This window comes from Streptomyces sp. NPDC013317, assembly GCF_055563155.1.
The window spans coordinates 216,333-232,846 of sequence record NZ_JBVHDX010000004.1 but is presented as its reverse complement, the minus strand read 5'-3'; the positions used below and the strand labels follow the sequence as shown (position 1 = coordinate 232,846).

The 16,514-nt window shown below is 71.9% G+C and carries 19 protein-coding genes; 9 read left to right on the top strand and 10 right to left on the bottom strand.

What is annotated here, in order from left to right; translation table 11 throughout:
• Positions 1–154 precede the first annotated feature (154 nt).
• Complete coding sequence (locus ACZ3IJ_RS13730; protein WP_467467890.1) at positions 155–1,000, top strand: L,D-transpeptidase family protein; 846 nt, start codon at positions 155–157, stop codon at positions 998–1,000.
• Positions 1,001–1,162: 162 nt separating this feature from the next.
• Here ACZ3IJ_RS13730 and ACZ3IJ_RS13725 read toward each other — a convergent pair whose 3' ends face one another.
• From ACZ3IJ_RS13725 to ACZ3IJ_RS13700, 6 genes are all read right to left on the bottom strand, one after another.
• Entirely contained in the window at positions 1,163–2,311 is a 1,149-nt protein-coding gene (locus tag ACZ3IJ_RS13725) for a hypothetical protein (protein WP_467467888.1), read from the bottom strand.
• Positions 2,311–2,976: an RNA polymerase sigma factor gene (locus ACZ3IJ_RS13720; RefSeq protein ID WP_467467886.1), complete on the bottom strand. Its 666-nt coding sequence runs from the start codon at positions 2,974–2,976 to the stop codon at positions 2,311–2,313. The genes ACZ3IJ_RS13725 and ACZ3IJ_RS13720 overlap by 1 nt, the downstream gene beginning before the upstream one ends.
• 272 nt (positions 2,977–3,248) lie before the next feature.
• A complete protein-coding gene (locus tag ACZ3IJ_RS13715) occupies positions 3,249–3,587 on the bottom strand; it encodes a hypothetical protein (RefSeq protein ID WP_467467884.1) in 339 nt (112 codons plus the stop codon).
• Entirely contained in the window at positions 3,584–4,162 is a 579-nt protein-coding gene (locus ACZ3IJ_RS13710; protein ID WP_467467883.1) for an RNA polymerase sigma factor, read from the bottom strand. Before ACZ3IJ_RS13710 ends, ACZ3IJ_RS13715 begins: the two co-directional genes overlap by 4 nt.
• Positions 4,163–4,278: 116 nt before the next feature.
• Positions 4,279–4,722, bottom strand: a complete 444-nt coding sequence (locus ACZ3IJ_RS13705; RefSeq protein ID WP_467467881.1) for a hypothetical protein — start codon at positions 4,720–4,722, stop codon at positions 4,279–4,281.
• 56 nt (positions 4,723–4,778) lie between these two features.
• The gene (locus tag ACZ3IJ_RS13700) at positions 4,779–5,471 is read right to left on the bottom strand and encodes a maleylpyruvate isomerase N-terminal domain-containing protein (RefSeq protein ID WP_467467879.1); all 693 of its coding nucleotides are present in this window, start codon (positions 5,469–5,471) and stop codon (positions 4,779–4,781) included.
• Between the two features lie 75 nt (positions 5,472–5,546).
• Between ACZ3IJ_RS13700 and ACZ3IJ_RS13695 the strand changes: the two genes are divergently transcribed.
• Entirely contained in the window at positions 5,547–6,281 is a 735-nt protein-coding gene (locus ACZ3IJ_RS13695; RefSeq protein ID WP_467467878.1) for a Clp protease N-terminal domain-containing protein, read from the top strand.
• 71 nt (positions 6,282–6,352) lie between these two features.
• Here ACZ3IJ_RS13695 and ACZ3IJ_RS13690 read toward each other — a convergent pair whose 3' ends face one another.
• The 3 genes from ACZ3IJ_RS13690 to ACZ3IJ_RS13680 form a co-directional block, all read right to left on the bottom strand.
• Complete coding sequence (locus ACZ3IJ_RS13690; RefSeq protein ID WP_467467876.1) at positions 6,353–6,904, bottom strand: hypothetical protein; 552 nt, start codon at positions 6,902–6,904, stop codon at positions 6,353–6,355.
• A gap of 58 nt (positions 6,905–6,962) precedes the next feature.
• Positions 6,963–7,613: a DUF4328 domain-containing protein gene (locus ACZ3IJ_RS13685; RefSeq protein ID WP_467467874.1), complete on the bottom strand. Its 651-nt coding sequence runs from the start codon at positions 7,611–7,613 to the stop codon at positions 6,963–6,965.
• 96 nt (positions 7,614–7,709) lie between these two features.
• Positions 7,710–9,323, bottom strand: coding sequence for a beta-N-acetylhexosaminidase (locus tag ACZ3IJ_RS13680; protein WP_467467872.1), 1,614 nt, complete (start codon positions 9,321–9,323; stop codon positions 7,710–7,712).
• A 356-nt stretch (positions 9,324–9,679) separates the two neighbouring features.
• Here ACZ3IJ_RS13680 and ACZ3IJ_RS13675 point away from each other — a divergent pair, with 356 nt between their 5' ends.
• The 6 genes from ACZ3IJ_RS13675 to ACZ3IJ_RS13650 all read left to right on the top strand — a co-directional run bounded on the left by ACZ3IJ_RS13675 (position 9,680) and on the right by ACZ3IJ_RS13650 (position 14,551).
• Entirely contained in the window at positions 9,680–10,309 is a 630-nt protein-coding gene (locus ACZ3IJ_RS13675) for a 2-oxo-4-hydroxy-4-carboxy-5-ureidoimidazoline decarboxylase (protein ID WP_467467870.1), read from the top strand.
• A gap of 172 nt (positions 10,310–10,481) precedes the next feature.
• Positions 10,482–10,862 carry a succinate dehydrogenase, cytochrome b556 subunit gene (gene sdhC, locus ACZ3IJ_RS13670; RefSeq protein ID WP_352191932.1) on the top strand — a complete coding sequence of 127 codons (381 nt, stop codon included), beginning with the start codon at positions 10,482–10,484 and terminating at the stop codon, positions 10,860–10,862.
• Positions 10,863–10,870: 8 nt separating this feature from the next.
• Complete coding sequence (locus tag ACZ3IJ_RS13665; protein WP_260229269.1) at positions 10,871–11,344, top strand: succinate dehydrogenase hydrophobic membrane anchor subunit; 474 nt, start codon at positions 10,871–10,873, stop codon at positions 11,342–11,344.
• A 25-nt stretch (positions 11,345–11,369) separates the two neighbouring features.
• Positions 11,370–13,124 (top strand): succinate dehydrogenase flavoprotein subunit, encoded by a 1,755-nt coding sequence (gene sdhA, locus ACZ3IJ_RS13660; protein ID WP_467467869.1) that lies wholly within the window; start codon positions 11,370–11,372, stop codon positions 13,122–13,124.
• The gene (locus tag ACZ3IJ_RS13655) at positions 13,124–13,882 is read left to right on the top strand and encodes a succinate dehydrogenase iron-sulfur subunit (RefSeq protein WP_391798864.1); all 759 of its coding nucleotides are present in this window, start codon (positions 13,124–13,126) and stop codon (positions 13,880–13,882) included. Before sdhA ends, ACZ3IJ_RS13655 begins: the two co-directional genes overlap by 1 nt.
• 126 nt (positions 13,883–14,008) lie before the next feature.
• A complete protein-coding gene (locus tag ACZ3IJ_RS13650) occupies positions 14,009–14,551 on the top strand; it encodes a hypothetical protein (protein ID WP_467467867.1) in 543 nt (180 codons plus the stop codon).
• Positions 14,552–14,638: 87 nt separating this feature from the next.
• Here the strand turns inward: ACZ3IJ_RS13650 and ACZ3IJ_RS13645 are convergent, their stop codons facing one another.
• Positions 14,639–15,184, bottom strand: a complete 546-nt coding sequence (locus ACZ3IJ_RS13645) for a MarR family winged helix-turn-helix transcriptional regulator (RefSeq protein ID WP_467468392.1) — start codon at positions 15,182–15,184, stop codon at positions 14,639–14,641.
• 87 nt (positions 15,185–15,271) lie between these two features.
• Here ACZ3IJ_RS13645 and ACZ3IJ_RS13640 point away from each other — a divergent pair, with 87 nt between their 5' ends.
• The gene (locus tag ACZ3IJ_RS13640; RefSeq protein WP_467467865.1) at positions 15,272–16,510 is read left to right on the top strand and encodes an MFS transporter; all 1,239 of its coding nucleotides are present in this window, start codon (positions 15,272–15,274) and stop codon (positions 16,508–16,510) included.
• The last annotated feature ends 4 nt before the right edge of the window (positions 16,511–16,514 follow it).

Genomic DNA, 16,514 nt, shown 5'->3' with positions numbered 1-16,514 from the left:
GATCGAACGCCGTCCGCTGGGACCTCCTCACCAGGATGCTCCGCGGATGCGCCGGGTGCGCAACCAAGCGCGCGCGGGAAGCATCCAATAGGTACACAGACCTGATCCCGGGGGGGCACCGATGCGCCGTTCGTCCGTCATACGCAGAGCACTCATGGCCGCGGCCGTGGTGGCGATCGCCACCGGCTGTACGGCCCAGGCGGCGGGCGGTGGCAGCACACCCGCGACGAGCGGGCCGTCGAGCTCCTCCTCGGCCGCGCCCACCACCCCGGCGCCGGCCTCGGACTCCCCGAGCGCCACGCCGACGACGGACGACAAGCCGTCCTCCCCCACGCCCGGCTCCACACCCACCTCCGCCCAGCCCGTCGGCAAGGTCCTGATGAAGGACGGCGACGAGAGCAAGCAGGTGCGGGAGCTCCAGGCGCGGCTGCGGCAGATCGGCTACTTCGACCGCGCGCCCACCGGCTTCTACGGCTCGATCACCGGCAAGGGGGTCTCGGCCTTCCAGAAGAAGCGGGAGCTGCCGCAGACCGGTTCGGTGGACGAGGTCACCTGGCAGCGGCTGGTCGGGATGACCCGCAAGCCGACCTCCGACGAGCTGAAGCCGTCCACGTCCAACGCCCTGGACACGCCGGACCCGCGCTGCATGACCGGGCGCGTGCTCTGCATCAGCAAGGAGACCCGCACGCTGGCCTGGATGATCGACGGCAAGGTCGTCTCGTCGATGGACGTCCGCTTCGGTTCGGAGAACACCCCGACCCGCGAGGGCGTCTTCAACGTCGACCGCAAGGTCCGCGACGACTGGTCGAAGCTCTACCACACGCCGATGCCGTACTCGATGTACTTCAGCCGCGGCCAGGCGGTGCACTACTCGGCGGACTTCGCGGCCCGCGGCTACAACGGCGGCTCGCACGGCTGCGTGAACGTCAGGGACCGGGCGAAGCTCGCGACCCTCTTCGACCAGGTGAAGGTCGGCGACAAGGTCGTCGTGCACTGGTAGGCACCGGAAGCGGGGCGAAGTGAGAGAGGCGCGGGTGGGACCGGGGGAACGTGTCCCACCCGCGCCGTGTGCGCGGAGCCGGAGGTACGGGGGGAACCTCGGCTCACGCGCGGCCGATGACCAGTCGGCTCACTCAGTACTGCGCCGACGGGCCGAAAAGTGTCACACCTGGTTCGTCACGAGGTCGCCGACCAGGACCGGGACGAGGTTTCCCGTGCGGTCCCGGGCGTCCGTGACCGGTCGCGGGGCCAGGGTTTCGGCCGGTACCGGGGCGCGGAGGTCGATGCGGACCGGGGCGGGGTCCGGGCTGGGAGCGGACCCCTGGGCGTGACCGGTGCCCGAGTCGGAGGTACGGGAGTTCCCGCCACCGCCCCAGTCGTCGGTGCGCTCGGCCGAACCCGCTCGTTCGCCCTCGCCGGACGGGTCGTCGTCGCCCCCGCCACCGTCGCCGCCGGCCGAGCCGCCGCCGAGGACACGGTCGCAGAAGCGCCGTACGGTCTCGCCGCCTCGCGCGGACTTCTCCAGCCGCCTCTTGGCGGTGTCGTCGAGGCGGCCGGCCCGGTACTCCTTGCAGGCGTTGACGATCTTGGCGCTGAAGTCCGCGCCGTCCTTGTCCGACGGGCCGCCCGTGCTGTTCTCCGGCTTCGGGGTGGCGTCGTCCCCGCCGCCCTCGCCTCCCGTACCGCCGCTTCCGGCCGTGGCCGGAGGGGCGGGCGTCGACGTGGCGGTGTCCGGCGCGGCTCCGTCGACGGTGGGGGGCGCCGAGGGCGTACCCGTGGTGACGCCGGGCTCCGCGGAGCCCGATGCCTCCGGGACGTCCGGGCGCTCCGCGGAGTCGTCCGAGGCGATCGGCGCCGGCGTGTCCACCGCCGACACGGAACCGGCGGGAGCCGGGCGGTCCGCCGTGAAGGGCAGCAGGCCCGTGCCGGAGGCGACGGCGACCCCGCCGACCGCCACGGCGGCGACCGCGGCGGCCAGTCCGTACCGCAGCGAGCGGCCCCAGCGCCGGGCGGAGGGGGACCTGCCGATCCGTACCGCGCCGAGTTCGGCGCCGGTGGGGGCGAAGTCCGACGGGGCCGCGTCGAGGCCGCGCTCGGCCCTGGCCTGCCGGAAGGCGGCCAGGGCGGCGGCCTCCCCGGGGAGTTCCGCCTCCACCATCGGGGCGAGGGGGGACGGGCGGGCCGCCGCGAGGGCCTGGGCCAGCCGCATCGCCTCGGCGCGCGCGTGATCGTCGACGGCGTCGACCGGCTCACCGCGCAGCAACCGCTCCGCGGCGTCCTGGTCGAGCCAGGGGTGGTACTCGTCGGCCATCACATGTCCTTCTGCGTCCGCGGGCGCGATTGCGTCACACCACCGGGGGCCGGAGCCCCCGGTCTGCGACCGCGCTGCGGGGGTACGCCGCCGAGGGAGGCCTGGCCGCCGTCGCTGTCGGCGCCGAGGAGTTCGGCGAGCCGCTTGAGGCCGCGGTGCGCGGCGGTGCGGACCGCGCCGGGGCGCTTGCCCAGGGTGTCGGCGGCGCTCTTGGCGTCCAGGCCGACCACGACCCGCAGCACGACGGCCTCGGCCTGGTCCTGCGGAAGTTGGGCGATCAGATGCATGGTGTCGCCGGTGGTCAGGGCTTCCAGTGCCTCGTCCGCGGTATCGGAGTCGGCGGGCTTGTCGGTGAGTTCGGTCTCGTCGCCACTGCTCGCGGGGCGCCTGCCCCGCATCCGGATGTGGTCGAGCGCCCGGTTGCGGGCGATGCGGGCCGCCCAGCCGCGGAACCGGTCGGCGTCCCCGCTGAAACGGTCGAGGTCGCGGGCTATCTGGAGCCAGGACTCGGAGGCGACGTCCTCCGCGTCGGCGTCGCCGACGAGTGAGCGCAGATAGCCGAAAAGCCGTGGGTGCACGGCGCGGTACACAGTACGGAAGGCGTCTTCGTCCCCGTTCTGCGCAGCGAGCAGCGCGGCCGTCAGCTCCGCGTCCTCCCCCAGCACCCCACACCCTGTTCGTCCATCACGGCTGGTCACCACCGCCGCACCATCCGGCACGCATCAGCACGCTACGTCCTCGTCCGGCGCCCCGTCCACGTTCGTCCACTGATTGTGCAACCTGCAACCAACTTGGGACATGGTCGGTGGTGTGACAGAAAACGCATGCACGGCGCTGAAGGGAGTACGGGGCCGTGCTGCGGCTCCGGCGGACGGCGACCGGGGCCTCTCCTGTGGGGGGTGGCGGCCCCGGTCGTCTTCTTTTCTCCGCCCTGTTCTCAGGGCTTCCGGCCTCTCGTCCTCGGGCCGTTCGCACCGTGGTCGACACCGCTGCTCCGGGCCGCCTTCTCGCCCTGGACGTCGCCTGGCCCGTACCGGCCGAGCAGCACCGTCGCGGCCACACCGAAGGCGGTGGTCCGCAGGGAACCGCGCACCGTCCCCGTACCGGCGCCGGACGCCAGTCGTCCCGCCGTCTGGTGCGGCGCGCCACGTTCGCGTCGGCCTCCGTGCCGCCCGGTAGGCCGCGCGCGCCCGGGCCTCGCTCGTGTCCGCACCGTCCTGTTCGCGCGCAGCGCCGCGCTCGGCGCGGCGGCGAGCCCGTCCGGTTCGCGCGTCATGTCGCGTCCTTCCGCCTTCGCGGCGGCTCCGCGGCGGCGAGCAGTCCCGCCAGTCTCCTCAACCCCCGGTGACCCGCCGTGCGGACCGCGCCGGGGCGCTTGCCCAGGACGCGGGCCGTCGCCGGCCCGTCCAGGCCGACGACCACTCTCAGCAGCACGGCCTCGGCCTGGTCGCGCGGCAGCGTGCGCACCAGGGCGAGCGCCTCCTGCGTCGACAGCCTCTCCAGGACGGCGTCCGCGGTGTCGAGACCGCCGGGCATCTCCCACACGTCCTGCTCCATTAAGGAGGTACGGGGCCGTCGCCGCTGCCGGCGCAGATGGTCGAGCGCCCGGTGACGCGCGATCGCCGCGGTCCAGCCGCGGAAACCCGCCCCGTCGCCGCGGAACCGCCCGAGGTCACGGGCGATCTCCAGCCAGGCCTCGGACGCCACGTCCTCGGCGTCCTCGCCGACCAGGCCCCGTAGGTAGCCGAGCAGCCCGGGGTGGACGAGACGGTAGACCCGGGCGAAGGCGTGCTCGTCCCCGCGCTGCGCCCGCTCGACGAGAGTGCCCAGTTCCGCGTCGTACGCGCCCACACGTCCCTCTTCGTACCGACTCGGCACCGGACACCGTGCCCATGTCCTTCGCGGGGAAGGGCGCGACGCGCCGTCCCCCTTCGTTCAGCGCACGGACCCGTCGAAACGTCACTGGTTCACAGGCAGCGCACGGGCGTCCTGGCCCGCCCGTGGAGCAATAGATAGAAGCGCTGTACGGATTCCTCCGGGCCCGTCTCGAACCGGTTGACGACCTTTCCGAGCGGGTTCCAGACCCGCCCGTCGGGCATCCGTATCCCGACCGGCTGACGGAAGAACTCCCGCTGCTCCTGGTCGAGGTCCACCCAGCGCGCGCCGGCCCGGCGGACGACGACCTCGCCGGTGTACGCGCCGAGGCCCTGGAGGATGCCGTCGACGCGGTCGCGGTCGGGGTGGTCGCGGCGCAGCCCGTCGACGATCAGGTCGACCAGGCGGAGGCTGGCCACGGAGTAGTCGAGCGGCAGCCGGCTTCTGGCCGTGAGCCGCTCGACGACGTGGGACACGTAGGCGCGCATCCCGTCGGCGGACGGCACGGCCGGCACGTTGTCGGTTTCCCGGTACATGCCCAACCAAGCGACCGGTGGGGCGCAAGTGTCACTGGTGACGGAGGTGGTGCTGGTCACACCGTCAGATCGGCGGTCTGCTCCCCTTCGGTGCGCGGTGCGCCGAACCAGCGCCAGGACGTGCGCCGTTCGCGCCCGGGGAGGTCGCCCCGGCCGGTGACCCACAGCAGGGTCGGCCAGCGGTCCGTGTCCGCGGGGGCGTCGGGGAAGAGCCGGGTGAGCACCTGGCCGCACAGACCGGCCGGCGGGTGGAACGGGACGCCGAGACCGGTGGCGATGTCGTGCGTGTGGACGAGCGTCTCGACGACGCCCATGGCCGCGAAGCCCTCGGCGTCGGAGCGGCCGAAGCCGTGGTGGGCGCGCCGGTCGGCCGGGGCCGTGCGGACCACGGCGGTCAGCAGCGCGCCGCAGGACTCCAGGACCTGGAGCAGCCCCGTGGTCCCGGCGCGGGGATCGGCGTACGTGACGTTGGCGGGGCCGCCCTCGCGGCGCGACTCCCAGAGGAAGGGCACCTCGGTGTCGAGCGCCGGGGCGTCGAGGCCGAGCTGGGCGGCGTAGGCGAAGAGGTCGTCGGCGAGGTGCTCGACGGTCTCCCAGCAGGTCCAGGTCAGAGTGCCGGCGGGGCGCTGCCAGTCGTCGGCGGCGGTCGCGGCCGCGGCGCCGCGCAGAGTGGTGAGGGAGAGGCGGACGGCGTGCTGGAGGTCGTCGGCGGTGATGCCGGGTGCGGCGGGGCCGGTCGTCGTCGTCATGGCGATCATCATGACGTGCGTCGAACTGTCAACCGAAGGTTGACAGCATCCGACTGTCAACCTAGGGTTGCCTCTATGACGAAACCAGTCGGCAAGACCATTCCCGTCCGGCTCGACGACCTCATCGAAGCGATCAAGAAGAGCCACACCGACGCGCTCGACCAGCTGTCGAACGCGGTGATCGCGGCAGACCATCTCGGCGACGTGGCCGACCATCTGATCGGTCACTTCGTCGACCAGGCCCGGCGCTCCGGCGCCTCCTGGACCGACATCGGCAAGAGCATGGGCGTCACCCGCCAGGCGGCCCAGAAGCGCTTCGTCCCCAAGGACCCGGACGCGGAGAAGATGGACGCGAACGCCGGGTTCAGCCGCTTCACCCCCCGGGCCAGGAACGTGGTGGTGGCCTCCCAGAGCGAGGCCGCGGCCGCGGGCAACGCCGAGATCGGCACCGGTCACGTGGCCCTCGGACTGCTCGCGGAGCCCCAGGGCATCGCGATGCACTGGCTGAACGCGCAGGGCGTGACGGCCGAGGCGCTGCGCGAGGCGGTCACCCCGACGCTGCCGCCGGCGGCCGAGGAGGTGCCCGGGCTCATCCCGTACGACGCGGCGGCGAAGAAGGTCCTGGAGCTGACCTTCCGCGAGGCGCTCCGGCTCGGCCACAACTACGTCGGCACCGAGCACGTCCTGCTGGCTCTGCTGGAGTTCGAGGACGGCGAGGGCACCCTCACGGGCCTCGGCCTCGACAAGGCGCAGGCGGAGGCGGACATCACCGCGGCGCTCGAACTGATCGCGGTGAAGCCGTCGGAGTGACGGCGGTTCCGGCCGGGCGCACGGGTCCTGCGCGTCGTACGGGCCCGCGGGCCGCTCCGATCGCCCCGGGCTCAGGCCGTGCGGGCGCGGCGGGAGACCACGGCGCGCAGGACGCGGCCACCCTCCGTGGAGAGTTCGCGGGCCCGGCGCAGACCCGTCGGGCCGTGCGCGACCGATTCGAGGACGGTCTCCTGCCGGCGCAGCTCGCCCGCGAGGAGCGGCCCGGCGCCGGAGCCGTCCCCGGCCCGGCAGCGGGCGATCGACTCGTCCGTGACGTCGGCGGCGTCGTACCGGCCGTGCAGGGCGAGCGCGGTGACGGAGCAACCGGAGGCCCACACCCGCAGCGGCCCGTCGGCCCACTCGGCGGGCGCGGTGCCCAGCATCTCGCGTACGAGCCCGGCCGCCTCGCCCTCCTCCGTACCGGCACCGTCCAGTTCGACGCGGGCCTTGGCGACCGCCTCGCCCCACGCCCCGCCGTCACCGCGGGCCACCGCGGCCCAGACGGGCCGCAGGACCTCGCCGCCGTCGGGTGCGAGCAGCGGCAGACACCGGTCCAGGCAGGCGAGCCCGGAGGCCGCCAGACTCCGTTCGTCGGCGCGGTCGATCAGATCCAGCAGGCTCATCGGGGCCTCCCGTTGCGGACGCAGTACTTCCCTTACTGCGCCACTTGGCGCGATTACGTCACTGCGCGGCCGGAATCATGCCAGTGGCCTTGTGGTGCTGCATAGAGGTCAAACGCCGGACAAACAGGATCGCGAGAACGGCGGCGACGACGTCCACGACGGCCGCGCCCATGAGGAACCCCGCCCCCGCCGCGAATTCCTCGACCGTGTCCGCGTCGTCGTACACCGCTCCGGCGAACAGGCTGGACAGGTTCGTCAGGATCCAGAAGCACCACCACCAGTTGAGCAGCGCCAAGGACTCGCCCTTTCCACCGCCCTCGCCGTACAGGCCCCGGCGACTCGCCCGCCACGTGCCGACCGCGACGGTGCGTGGCCACCAGAGGTTGGCGACAGGGACGAACCACGCTCCGATCGCCCAGCCGGGGCCGCCCCGGTGCGCGTCGGGCATGAAGATCCCGGCGTTCTTGCGGACCCGGAAGAACCAGATGACGAAGACGACGGCGAGCGCCAGCTGGCTCAGCGTCTGGAAGACCGTCGCGACGTCGAGCCCCAGGTGCGCGAAGCCCGCGGGGTCGGGGTGATCGTTCAGGTCACCGGCCATCAGCAGTCGTACGTCGAGCGCCGCGGCGAAGAGAGCCACGTCGGCCGTGGCAGTCGTCGCGAGCAGCGCCGCCACGGCGTACGACAGGCCTACGGGATTACGGAGCATGACGGGACGGACCCCCCGAGGGTGGACGGTGCCCCTCCCCGAGGCACCGGGGCGGCCCGGGCGGCCACCGCGCTGGGGGAGCGTACTCCCACCCGCTCAGCGCACCTCCGCGGCCAGCGCCCGGAACCGCTCCCACGTCATCGTCGGCGTCCGCGCGTCCCACAGCTTCTGTGCCGTCGCCGTCAGCGGCATCCTGATGCCCTCCGCCACCTGCGCCTGCGTCTGCGCCTGGGACAGGTCGCACCAGACCGCGAACCGGCCGCCCAGGATCTGGGCGTCGTACCGCGCCGGCACGGGGGTCGTGCCGCGCAGCACCCGCGGGGTCCACTGCTCGTAGATGCGGCGGCCGGTGGGGTACGTGAACTGGTTCGGCTCGCCGAGGACGTAGTACAGGAACTCGTCGTTGAGGTTCACGACCTTGCGGCCCTCGGCCAGATACTCGGCCGGCGGCCGGGCGCCGATCTCCTTGCCGGTCCAGTACTCGACCTCGATGTCCTTGTCGGCCTGGACGACCCCGCCGCGGAAGAAGCCGTCGTTCCAGGCCTTCGCGGTCTTGTCCTGGGAGCGGACCACGGCCGCCCGGTCGTTCAGCCAGCCCTCCGCCAGGTCCTGGACACCCGCCTGAGGGCCGTACTTCTGGCGCGCGGCCGTTGCCAGCTGCGGGTAGGAGGCCGCCGGGGAGGGGACGGTCAGCGCCTGGTACTCGTCGGCGCCGACGTGGAACCAGCCGCCCGGGAACAGCCCCGCGTACTCGCGCAGCAGCTCGTCCACGAGCCGCGCCGAGGCGGGCTTGGAGATGTCGATGGCGCCTTGGCGCGGGACCCCCTGGACGTTGCGCAGCTGGAGGTCCGGGTGGGCGCGCAGGACGGCGCCGAGGTGTCCGGGCGAGTCGATCTCGGGCACGACGGTGATGTGCAGGGTCTGCGCGAGGGCGAGGATCCGGCGCACCTCGGCCTTGGTGAGGTGCTGGGCCGAGACGATCTCGGGGTGGGTGTCCGACTCGATCCGGAAGCCCTGGTCGTCGGAGAAGTGCAGACCGAACTGGTTGAGCTTGAGGTCCGCCATCTCGCGGAGGCGTGCCTCGATCCACTCGGCGGTGAAGAACTTGCGCGCGATGTCCAGGTTCAGGCCGCGCTGCGGCTTGGCGGGCGCGTCGGTGACGGTGCCCTCGGGCATCGCTCCCGAGCCGTTCACCGACTGCTTCAGGGTGCGGGTCCCGTAGAACACCCCGGCCTGGTCCGGTCCGCTGATTCTGACCCGGTCGTCACGGGTGGTGAGCGTGTACGACTCGGGGGCGCCCTTGCCGCCGAGGGCCAGCTCGACGTCGCCCGCGCGGGCCGGGACGGTCCCCCGGTACGCGATCTTGAGCTCTCCCGCGAGCAGCCGGCCCTCGTCGGCGAGGCCCTCGCTGCCCGCGGCGACGACGACACCGGCCTGGGGCGTGGGGCGCCAGCCGGGGCCCCTGGCCGCCTCGTGCGCGCGGACGGCGGGGACCGTGAGCGGCGCGGAGGAGAGCGGGTACGTCCGGGTGGGCGTGGGGCTGGGCGGCGGCGTGCTCGCCGGGGCGCTGGTGACCTGCGACGGCGTACCGGCGCCGGAGGTGGGGCCGGAGGACGCGCCGTCGGAGCAGGAGGTCACGGTGACCAGTGCCACCGCGGCCGCGAGGAGGGTGGGGCCCGCGTGGGGCCTTCGTATGGCGTACCGCATCATTCGGAATCCTCCCCCAGGAGGTCGCGTGCGGCCATTCGGGGCAGGAGCTCGACCCCGGAACGTCACAGACACGTTCCGAAACTCTCCCTTCCGGGTGAAATTCGTGCATCGGTCGGACAGTTCCCGCACCCCCTCGATAACGTTGCGTCACACCCACCCCACCTTTCCCGGAGTCCACGCTGACCAGCGACACCCGCGCCCCGTCCCGGAACCGGCCCCCGGGCTCCGCAGCGACGCCCGGGACACCCGCAGCGACGCCCGGGACACCCGCCGCGACGCCCGCGACGCCCGGGCACCCCCCGCCCTCCGCGCGCCCCGCGATACCTGCCCAGCAGGGCGACCCCCGGCACCCCGCCGTGCGCGCCCCCGCGGCGGCACCCTCGGCCACCGGCGTCCCCGACGCGCCCGACGCGCCCGCCACGCCCGACGGGCTCGCGTGTTTCAACGCCGTCCCCGCCGAGGTCGCCGAGGAGCTGCTCCTCTCCTGCTGCCACAGTCCGCGCTGGGCCGAACGGGTGACCGCGCACCGTCCGTACCCGACGCTCGACGCGCTGCTCGCCGCCGCCGACGAGGCCGGTTACGACCTGTCGGTCGCCGAACGCCAGGAGGCGCTGGCCGCCGAGTCCTCCGCCGCGCCCCATCCCGACGCCCCGCCCGCCGCGCACACCGCGCTGCGGGCCGCCCACGCCGCGTACGAGAGCCGCTTCGGGCACGCCTTCGTGATCAGCCTCGACGGTGTCCGGCCCGGTGAGCGCCTCGACCAGGTGCTCGCCGGCATCCGGTCCCGGCTCGCCAACGAGCCGGAGGAGGAGCGGGTGGTCGCCGCCGACGAGCTGCGCCGTCTGGCGCGCGCCCGCCTCGCCCACCGCATCGGCGTGACGCTCGCCCGGGACTCCGCCCCTTCGCCCGGTGCGGCCACCCCGCCCGGCGCGGCGTCATCGCCCGGCGTGGCACCCACTCCCGTACAGGCGTCCGGAATGCGGTGATTCGGGCGGCGACGATAGCCCGTCCGTGCCTCTTTGATCACACCTATGGACCCCGCGCGAGCGAACCGACAAGTCGTCGCTACGATGACCAGGGCCGGTGGACCGTACCCGGCCGGGTCAGACCGACACTGAAGCCGGCCGACCCTGATCCCCGCTCCCGGAGGGTTTTTCCGTGCCGGCTGGAACGCTGTACCGCGGCCGGGAAGGAATGTGGTCCTGGGTGGCTCATCGAGTCACCGGCGTCCTCATCTTCTTCTTCCTGTTCGTACACGTGCTGGACACCGCTCTCGTCCGCGTCTCTCCCGAGGCCTACGACGACGTGGTCGCCACGTACAAGACGCCGATCGTCGCACTCCTCGAGTACGGCCTGGTCGCCGCCATCCTCTTCCACGCGCTGAACGGCCTGCGGGTCATCGCCGTGGACTTCTGGTCCAAGGGCCCGCGCTACCAGAAGCAGATGCTCTGGACCGTCGTAGGCATCTGGGTCGTGCTGATGGCGGGCTCCATCTACCCCGTCCTCGGCCACGCCGCACGTGAACTGTTCGGGAGCTGACGCCAGACATGTCTGCTGACACCACTTCCGCGATCGGTCCCGTCGAAGGCGCCTCCTACGACGTGGACAACCCGGCCCCGTACATCGAGGCCCCCCGCAAGCGCACCGGCAAGACGCCGCGGGCGACGCGAGGCAACTTCGAGATGGCCGCGTGGCTCTTCATGCGCCTCTCGGGCATCGTCCTCGTCGTCCTGGTCCTCGGCCACCTGCTGATCCAGCTCTTCCTCGACGGCGGCGTCTCCAAGATCGGCTTCGCCTTCGTGGCCGGCCGCTGGGCGTCCCCGTTCTGGCAGGTCTGGGACCTGCTGATGCTCTGGCTCGCCATGCTGCACGGCGCCAACGGCCTCCGTACGGTCATCAACGACTACGCGGAGCGGGCCAACACGCGCCTGTGGCTCAAGGGCCTGCTGTACACCGCCACGGTGTTCACCATCCTTCTGGGCACGCTGGTGATCTTCACCTTCGACCCGAACATCCGCTAGGCACGGGGCTGAGGTAATCCACGTCATGAAGATCCACAAGTACGACACCGTCATCGTCGGCGCCGGCGGCGCCGGCATGCGCGCCGCCATCGAGTCGACGAAGCGCAGCCGCACCGCCGTCCTGACGAAGCTCTACCCCACCCGCTCCCACACGGGCGCGGCGCAGGGCGGCATGGCCGCCGCGCTCGCCAACGTGGAGGAGGACAACTGGGAGTGGCACACCTTCGACACGGTCAAGGGCGGTGACTACCTGGTCGACCAGGACGCCGCCGAGATCCTGGCGAAGGAGGCCATCGACGCCGTCCTCGACCTGGAGAAGATGGGTCTGCCGTTCAACCGGACCCCGAACGGCACCATCGACCAGCGCCGCTTCGGCGGACACTCCCGCAACCACGGCGAGGCGCCGGTCCGCCGGTCCTGCTACGCCGCGGACCGCACCGGCCACATGATCCTCCAGACGCTGTACCAGAACTGCGTCAAGGAGGGCGTGGAGTTCTTCAACGAGTTCTACGTCCTGGACCAGCTGATCACCGAGGTCGACGGCGTCAAGAAGTCCGCCGGCGTCGTCGCGTACGAGCTGGCCACCGGTGAGATCCACGTCTTCCAGGCCAAGGCCGTGATCTACGCCTCCGGCGGCACGGGCAAGTTCTTCAAGGTGACCTCCAACGCGCACACCCTCACGGGTGACGGCCAGGCGGCCTGCTTCCGCCGCGGCCTGCCGCTGGAGGACATGGAGTTCTTCCAGTTCCACCCGACGGGCATCTGGCGCATGGGCATCCTGCTGACGGAGGGCGCCCGCGGTGAGGGCGGCATCCTCCGCAACAAGGACGGCGAGCGCTTCATGGAGAAGTACGCGCCGGTCATGAAGGACCTCGCGTCCCGTGACGTCGTCTCGCGCTCCATCTACACGGAGATCCGCGAGGGCCGCGGCTGCGGTCCCGAGGGCGACCACGTCTACCTCGACCTGACGCACCTTCCGCCGGAGCAGCTCGACGCCAAGCTCCCGGACATCACCGAGTTCGCCCGTACGTACCTCGGCATCGAGCCGTACACGGACCCGATCCCGATCCAGCCCACCGCGCACTACGCCATGGGCGGCATCCCGACCAACGTCGAGGGTGAGGTCCTGGCGGACAACACCACCGTCGTCCCGGGTCTGTACGCGGCCGGCGAGGTCGCCTGCGTGTCGGTGCACGGCGCCAACCGCCTCGGCACCAACTCGCTGCTCGACATCAACGTCTTCGGCAAGCGCTCCGGCATCGCCGCCGCCGAGTACTCCGCCAAGCACGACTTCGTCGAGCTGCCGGAGAACCCGGAGGCCCTCGTGGTCTCGCAGATCGAGAAGCTGCGCAACTCCACGGGCAGCGAGCGGGTGGCCGACATCCGCCGTGAGCTCCAGGAGACGATGGACGCCAACGTGATGGTGTTCCGTACGGAGCAGACGATCAAGACGGCCGTCGAGAAGATCGCCGAGCTGCGCGAGCGCTACGAGAACGTGTCCATCCAGGACAAGGGCAAGCGCTTCAACACGGACCTCCTGGAGGCCATCGAGCTGGGCAACCTGCTCGAACTGGCCGAGGTCATGGCCGTCTCGGCCCTGGCGCGCAAGGAGTCCCGCGGCGGTCACTACCGCGAGGACTACCCCAACCGCGACGACGTCAACTTCATGCGCCACACCATGGCGTACCGCGAGGTCGGCGACGACGGCTCCGAGACCGTCCGTCTCGACTACAAGCCGGTCGTCCAGACCCGCTACCAGCCGATGGAGCGTAAGTACTGATGGCTACCCCCGTACTGGACAAGGTCGAGGCGGAGTCCGCCGCCTCCCCGTACATCACGGTCACGATGCGGATCCGCCGCTTCAACCCCGAGGTGTCGGACGCGTCGGTCTGGGAGGACTTCCAGATCGAGATCGACCCGAAGGAGCGTGTCCTCGACGCCCTTCACAAGATCAAGTGGGACGTGGACGGGTCGCTGACCTTCCGCCGCTCCTGCGCGCACGGCATCTGCGGCTCGGACGCGATGCGGATCAACGGCAAGAACAGGCTCGCCTGCAAGACGCTGATCAAGGACATCAACCCCGAGAAGCCGATCACCGTCGAGGCCATCAAGGGCCTCACGGTGATGAAGGACCTCGTGGTCGACATGGAGCCCTTCTTCCAGGCGTACCGGGACGTCATGCCGTTCCTGGTCACCAAGGGCAACGAGCCGACGCGTGAGCGTCTGCAGTCGGCCGAGGACCGTGAGCGCTTCGACGACACCACGAAGTGCATCCTGTGCGCCGCGTGCACGTCGTCCTGCCCGGTCTTCTGGAACGATGGCCAGTACTTCGGCCCGGCCGCGATCGTCAACGCGCACCGTTTCATCTTCGATTCGCGTGACGAGGCGGGCGAGCAGCGCCTGGAGATCCTGAACGACAAGGACGGCGTGTGGCGTTGCCGCACGACGTTCAACTGCACGGACGCGTGCCCGCGTGGCATCGAGGTCACGAAGGCGATCCAGGAAGTGAAGCGCGCGCTGATCACGCGTCGCTTCTGAGCGTCGCCACGGCCGGAGGCCCGTTTCTGTACGCTGCGGCGTGCGGGAACGGGCCTTCGGGTTTTCCATGTGCGCACCATGTGTCCGAACCATGTGTCCGAAACACTTCGGGGAGAGCGGGGATTGATGAGCGAGCCGAACCCTTACGCGGACGGTGAGTACAAGTGGGGACCCGACCAGCCGGGGACGCCCGCCTACGGGTATCCGCAGCAGGCCCCGGGCTACGGGTATCCGCCGGCGGCGCCCGGGCCCTCGTACGAGCCGACCCTGGCAGCGGGAGTACCGGTGCCGCCTCAGCACGCGCCGATGGGTCAGGGCGGCGGCGGGGCACCGCTGTTGAGCCTCGGGGACATCACCGTCGTCGGCGACCAGATCATCACGCCGGCCGGTGCGATGCCGCTCAAGGGCGCGGTGTGGAACGCGATGGACATGTCGCGGACGGAGGAGAAGATGCCCACGGTCGCGATCGTGCTGGCCGTCGTCTTCTTCATCTTCTGCCTGCTGGGTCTGCTGTTCCTGCTGATGAAGGAGAAGCAGACGACCGGCTTCATCCAGATCACGGTGACCAGCGGCGGCCGGCACCACTCCACGATGATCCCCGCGACCGGCCCCGACACCATCCACTGGGTGATGGGCCAGATCAACTTCGCCCGCTCGCTGAGCGTCTGATCGCGTCGGGGGCGCGCCCGGCCCGGGTCGGGGCCCGGCCCGGGGCCTCCCCGGAGGGCAGGGGGCAGGGGGTCAGGGGGCGGGGGGTCAGGATGTACGAGGAGCGTCGGCGAGGCCGTCCGGCTCCTCGGCGACGATCATGATCCGGCGGAGCATGTCGTTGAGCACGGCCCGCTCCTTCTCGTCGAGGACGCCGAGCAGCCGCTCCTCCTCGTGACCGAGGACGTCCATCGCGCCGAGCCAGGTCTCGCGGCCGGAGTCGGTGAGCTGGACGACGACCCGGCGGCGGTCGGTGGTGGACTGCGTCCGGCGGACGAAGCCCCGCTTCTCCAGGGCGTCGAGGCGCCCGGTGACCGAGGCGGGGGCGAGATCGAGGTCCTGGGCCAGTTCGGAGGGTGCCGCGGTGCCGCCCCGGCCGGCGAGCTTGTGGAGGGTGTCGAACTCGTGCCGCTCCAGCTCGAAGTCGACGAGGGACTGCTCACGGACCCGCCGCAGATGGACGGAGAGCTTCTTCATCCGGGTCACGGCGCCCTCCACCACCGGGTCGAGGCCGGGCAGGACCGGCTGCCAGCGGGTCACGTGCTCGTCGGTCCAGTCCCGCGGTGTGGGCCCTGAGGGCTCGCTCGACTCCATGGTGTCGATCGTACGTCGCACTCCATGATTTTTCGAGGCCGAATATTTCGTTGACGAATCATTCGCCACCGAACTACCTTCCCTGTCATGCCCACCGCCTCCTCCGGTACGGTCGCCGCGCCCACGCCCGCACCCGCACCCGTCCCTCACCCCCTCCGCACCCGCTCCTTCCGCCTCCTCTTCACCGGCCGCGTCCTCTCGCTCCTCGGCGACGCCGCCATCCCCGCCGCCCTGGCCATCGCCGTCTGGGAGGCCACCGGATCGAGTTCCGCGCTCGCCATCGTCCTGGCCTGCGCGATGGTCCCCAAGCTGCTCCTGCTTCCCGTCGGCGGAGTCGTCGGCGACCGGTTCAACGCCCGTACGGTCGCGCTGACCACCGACCTCGTCCGCTGCGCGGCCCAACTCCTCGTCGGAGCCCAGCTGCTGAGCGGCGACCCGTCGCTCTGGGTCATCGCCGGCGCCGAAGTCGTCGGCGGCGCCGCGAGCGCCTTCGCGATGCCCACCAACTCCCCCCTGATCACCGGGACGGTGGCCCCCGAGGCCCTGCACCGCGCCAACGCCGCCATGGGGGTCGCCGGGAGCGTCGCCCGCCTCGCCGGGCCCGCCCTCGCAGGCACCCTGGTCGTCACGGCGGGAGCCGGGTGGGCGTTCGTCCTGGACGCGGCCACCTTCGCGCTCAGCGCCCTGCTGCTGCTCGCCGTCCGGGTCGAGCGCGTGCCCGTCCCGCACAGCCCCTTCCTCACGGACCTCAAGGAGGGCTGGCGGGAGGTCAGGTCCCGCGACTGGTACTGGACCAGCCTCATCGGCCACAGCGCCTGGAACGGCGCCGCCGCCGTCCTGATGACCCTCGGCCCGGGCATCGCCGTCACTCATCTCGGCGGCAGCACCGTCTGGGTGGTGCTCCTCCAGGTCGGCGCGGTCGGCTTCCTCGCCGGCGCCCTGCTCGCCGACCGACTGCGCCCCCGGCGCCCTGTCCTGACGGCCAACCTCGGTCTCGCGGTCTACGCCCTGCCGCTCCTGCTGCTGGCCCTCCCCGCCCCCGCGCCGTTGACCATCGCCGCGTACGGACTCGCTCAGACCGGCCTCGGATTCCTCACCCCGGTCTGGGAGACCGCCGTCCAACGGGCCGTCCCGGCCCACGCGCTGGCCCGCGTGAAGTCCTACGACTGGCTGCTCTCCCTCGCCGCCATGCCGCTCGGCTACGCCCTGGCCCCCATGGCCGCCTCCGCCTGGGGCCCGGAGGTCCCGCTGGTCGCCGCCGCGGTCGTGGTGGGCGGCTGCTGCCTGGGGACGGCGCTGGTCCCGGGGGTCCGCAGGTTCCGCTGAGGCG

Excerpts from the sequence above, each read along its gene's own strand:
- ACZ3IJ_RS13640 (WP_467467865.1), top strand. The coding sequence starts at position 15,272 with ATGCCCACCGCCTCCTCCGGTACGGTCGCCGCGCCCACGCCCGCACCC.
- ACZ3IJ_RS13650 (WP_467467867.1), top strand. The coding sequence starts at position 14,009 with ATGAGCGAGCCGAACCCTTACGCGGACGGTGAGTACAAGTGGGGACCC.
- ACZ3IJ_RS13680 (WP_467467872.1), bottom strand. The coding sequence starts at position 9,323 with ATGATGCGGTACGCCATACGAAGGCCCCACGCGGGCCCCACCCTCCTC.
- ACZ3IJ_RS13685 (WP_467467874.1), bottom strand. The coding sequence starts at position 7,613 with ATGCTCCGTAATCCCGTAGGCCTGTCGTACGCCGTGGCGGCGCTGCTC.
- sdhA (WP_467467869.1), top strand. The coding sequence starts at position 11,370 with ATGAAGATCCACAAGTACGACACCGTCATCGTCGGCGCCGGCGGCGCC.
- ACZ3IJ_RS13715 (WP_467467884.1), bottom strand. The coding sequence starts at position 3,587 with ATGACGCGCGAACCGGACGGGCTCGCCGCCGCGCCGAGCGCGGCGCTG.
- ACZ3IJ_RS13730 (WP_467467890.1), top strand. The coding sequence starts at position 155 with ATGGCCGCGGCCGTGGTGGCGATCGCCACCGGCTGTACGGCCCAGGCG.
- ACZ3IJ_RS13725 (WP_467467888.1), bottom strand. The coding sequence starts at position 2,311 with ATGGCCGACGAGTACCACCCCTGGCTCGACCAGGACGCCGCGGAGCGG.
- ACZ3IJ_RS13645 (WP_467468392.1), bottom strand. The coding sequence starts at position 15,184 with ATGGAGTCGAGCGAGCCCTCAGGGCCCACACCGCGGGACTGGACCGAC.
- ACZ3IJ_RS13700 (WP_467467879.1), bottom strand. The coding sequence starts at position 5,471 with ATGACGACGACGACCGGCCCCGCCGCACCCGGCATCACCGCCGACGAC.
- ACZ3IJ_RS13705 (WP_467467881.1), bottom strand. The coding sequence starts at position 4,722 with ATGTACCGGGAAACCGACAACGTGCCGGCCGTGCCGTCCGCCGACGGG.
- ACZ3IJ_RS13665 (WP_260229269.1), top strand. The coding sequence starts at position 10,871 with ATGTCTGCTGACACCACTTCCGCGATCGGTCCCGTCGAAGGCGCCTCC.
- ACZ3IJ_RS13695 (WP_467467878.1), top strand. The coding sequence starts at position 5,547 with ATGACGAAACCAGTCGGCAAGACCATTCCCGTCCGGCTCGACGACCTC.
- ACZ3IJ_RS13655 (WP_391798864.1), top strand. The coding sequence starts at position 13,124 with ATGGCTACCCCCGTACTGGACAAGGTCGAGGCGGAGTCCGCCGCCTCC.
- ACZ3IJ_RS13690 (WP_467467876.1), bottom strand. The coding sequence starts at position 6,904 with ATGAGCCTGCTGGATCTGATCGACCGCGCCGACGAACGGAGTCTGGCG.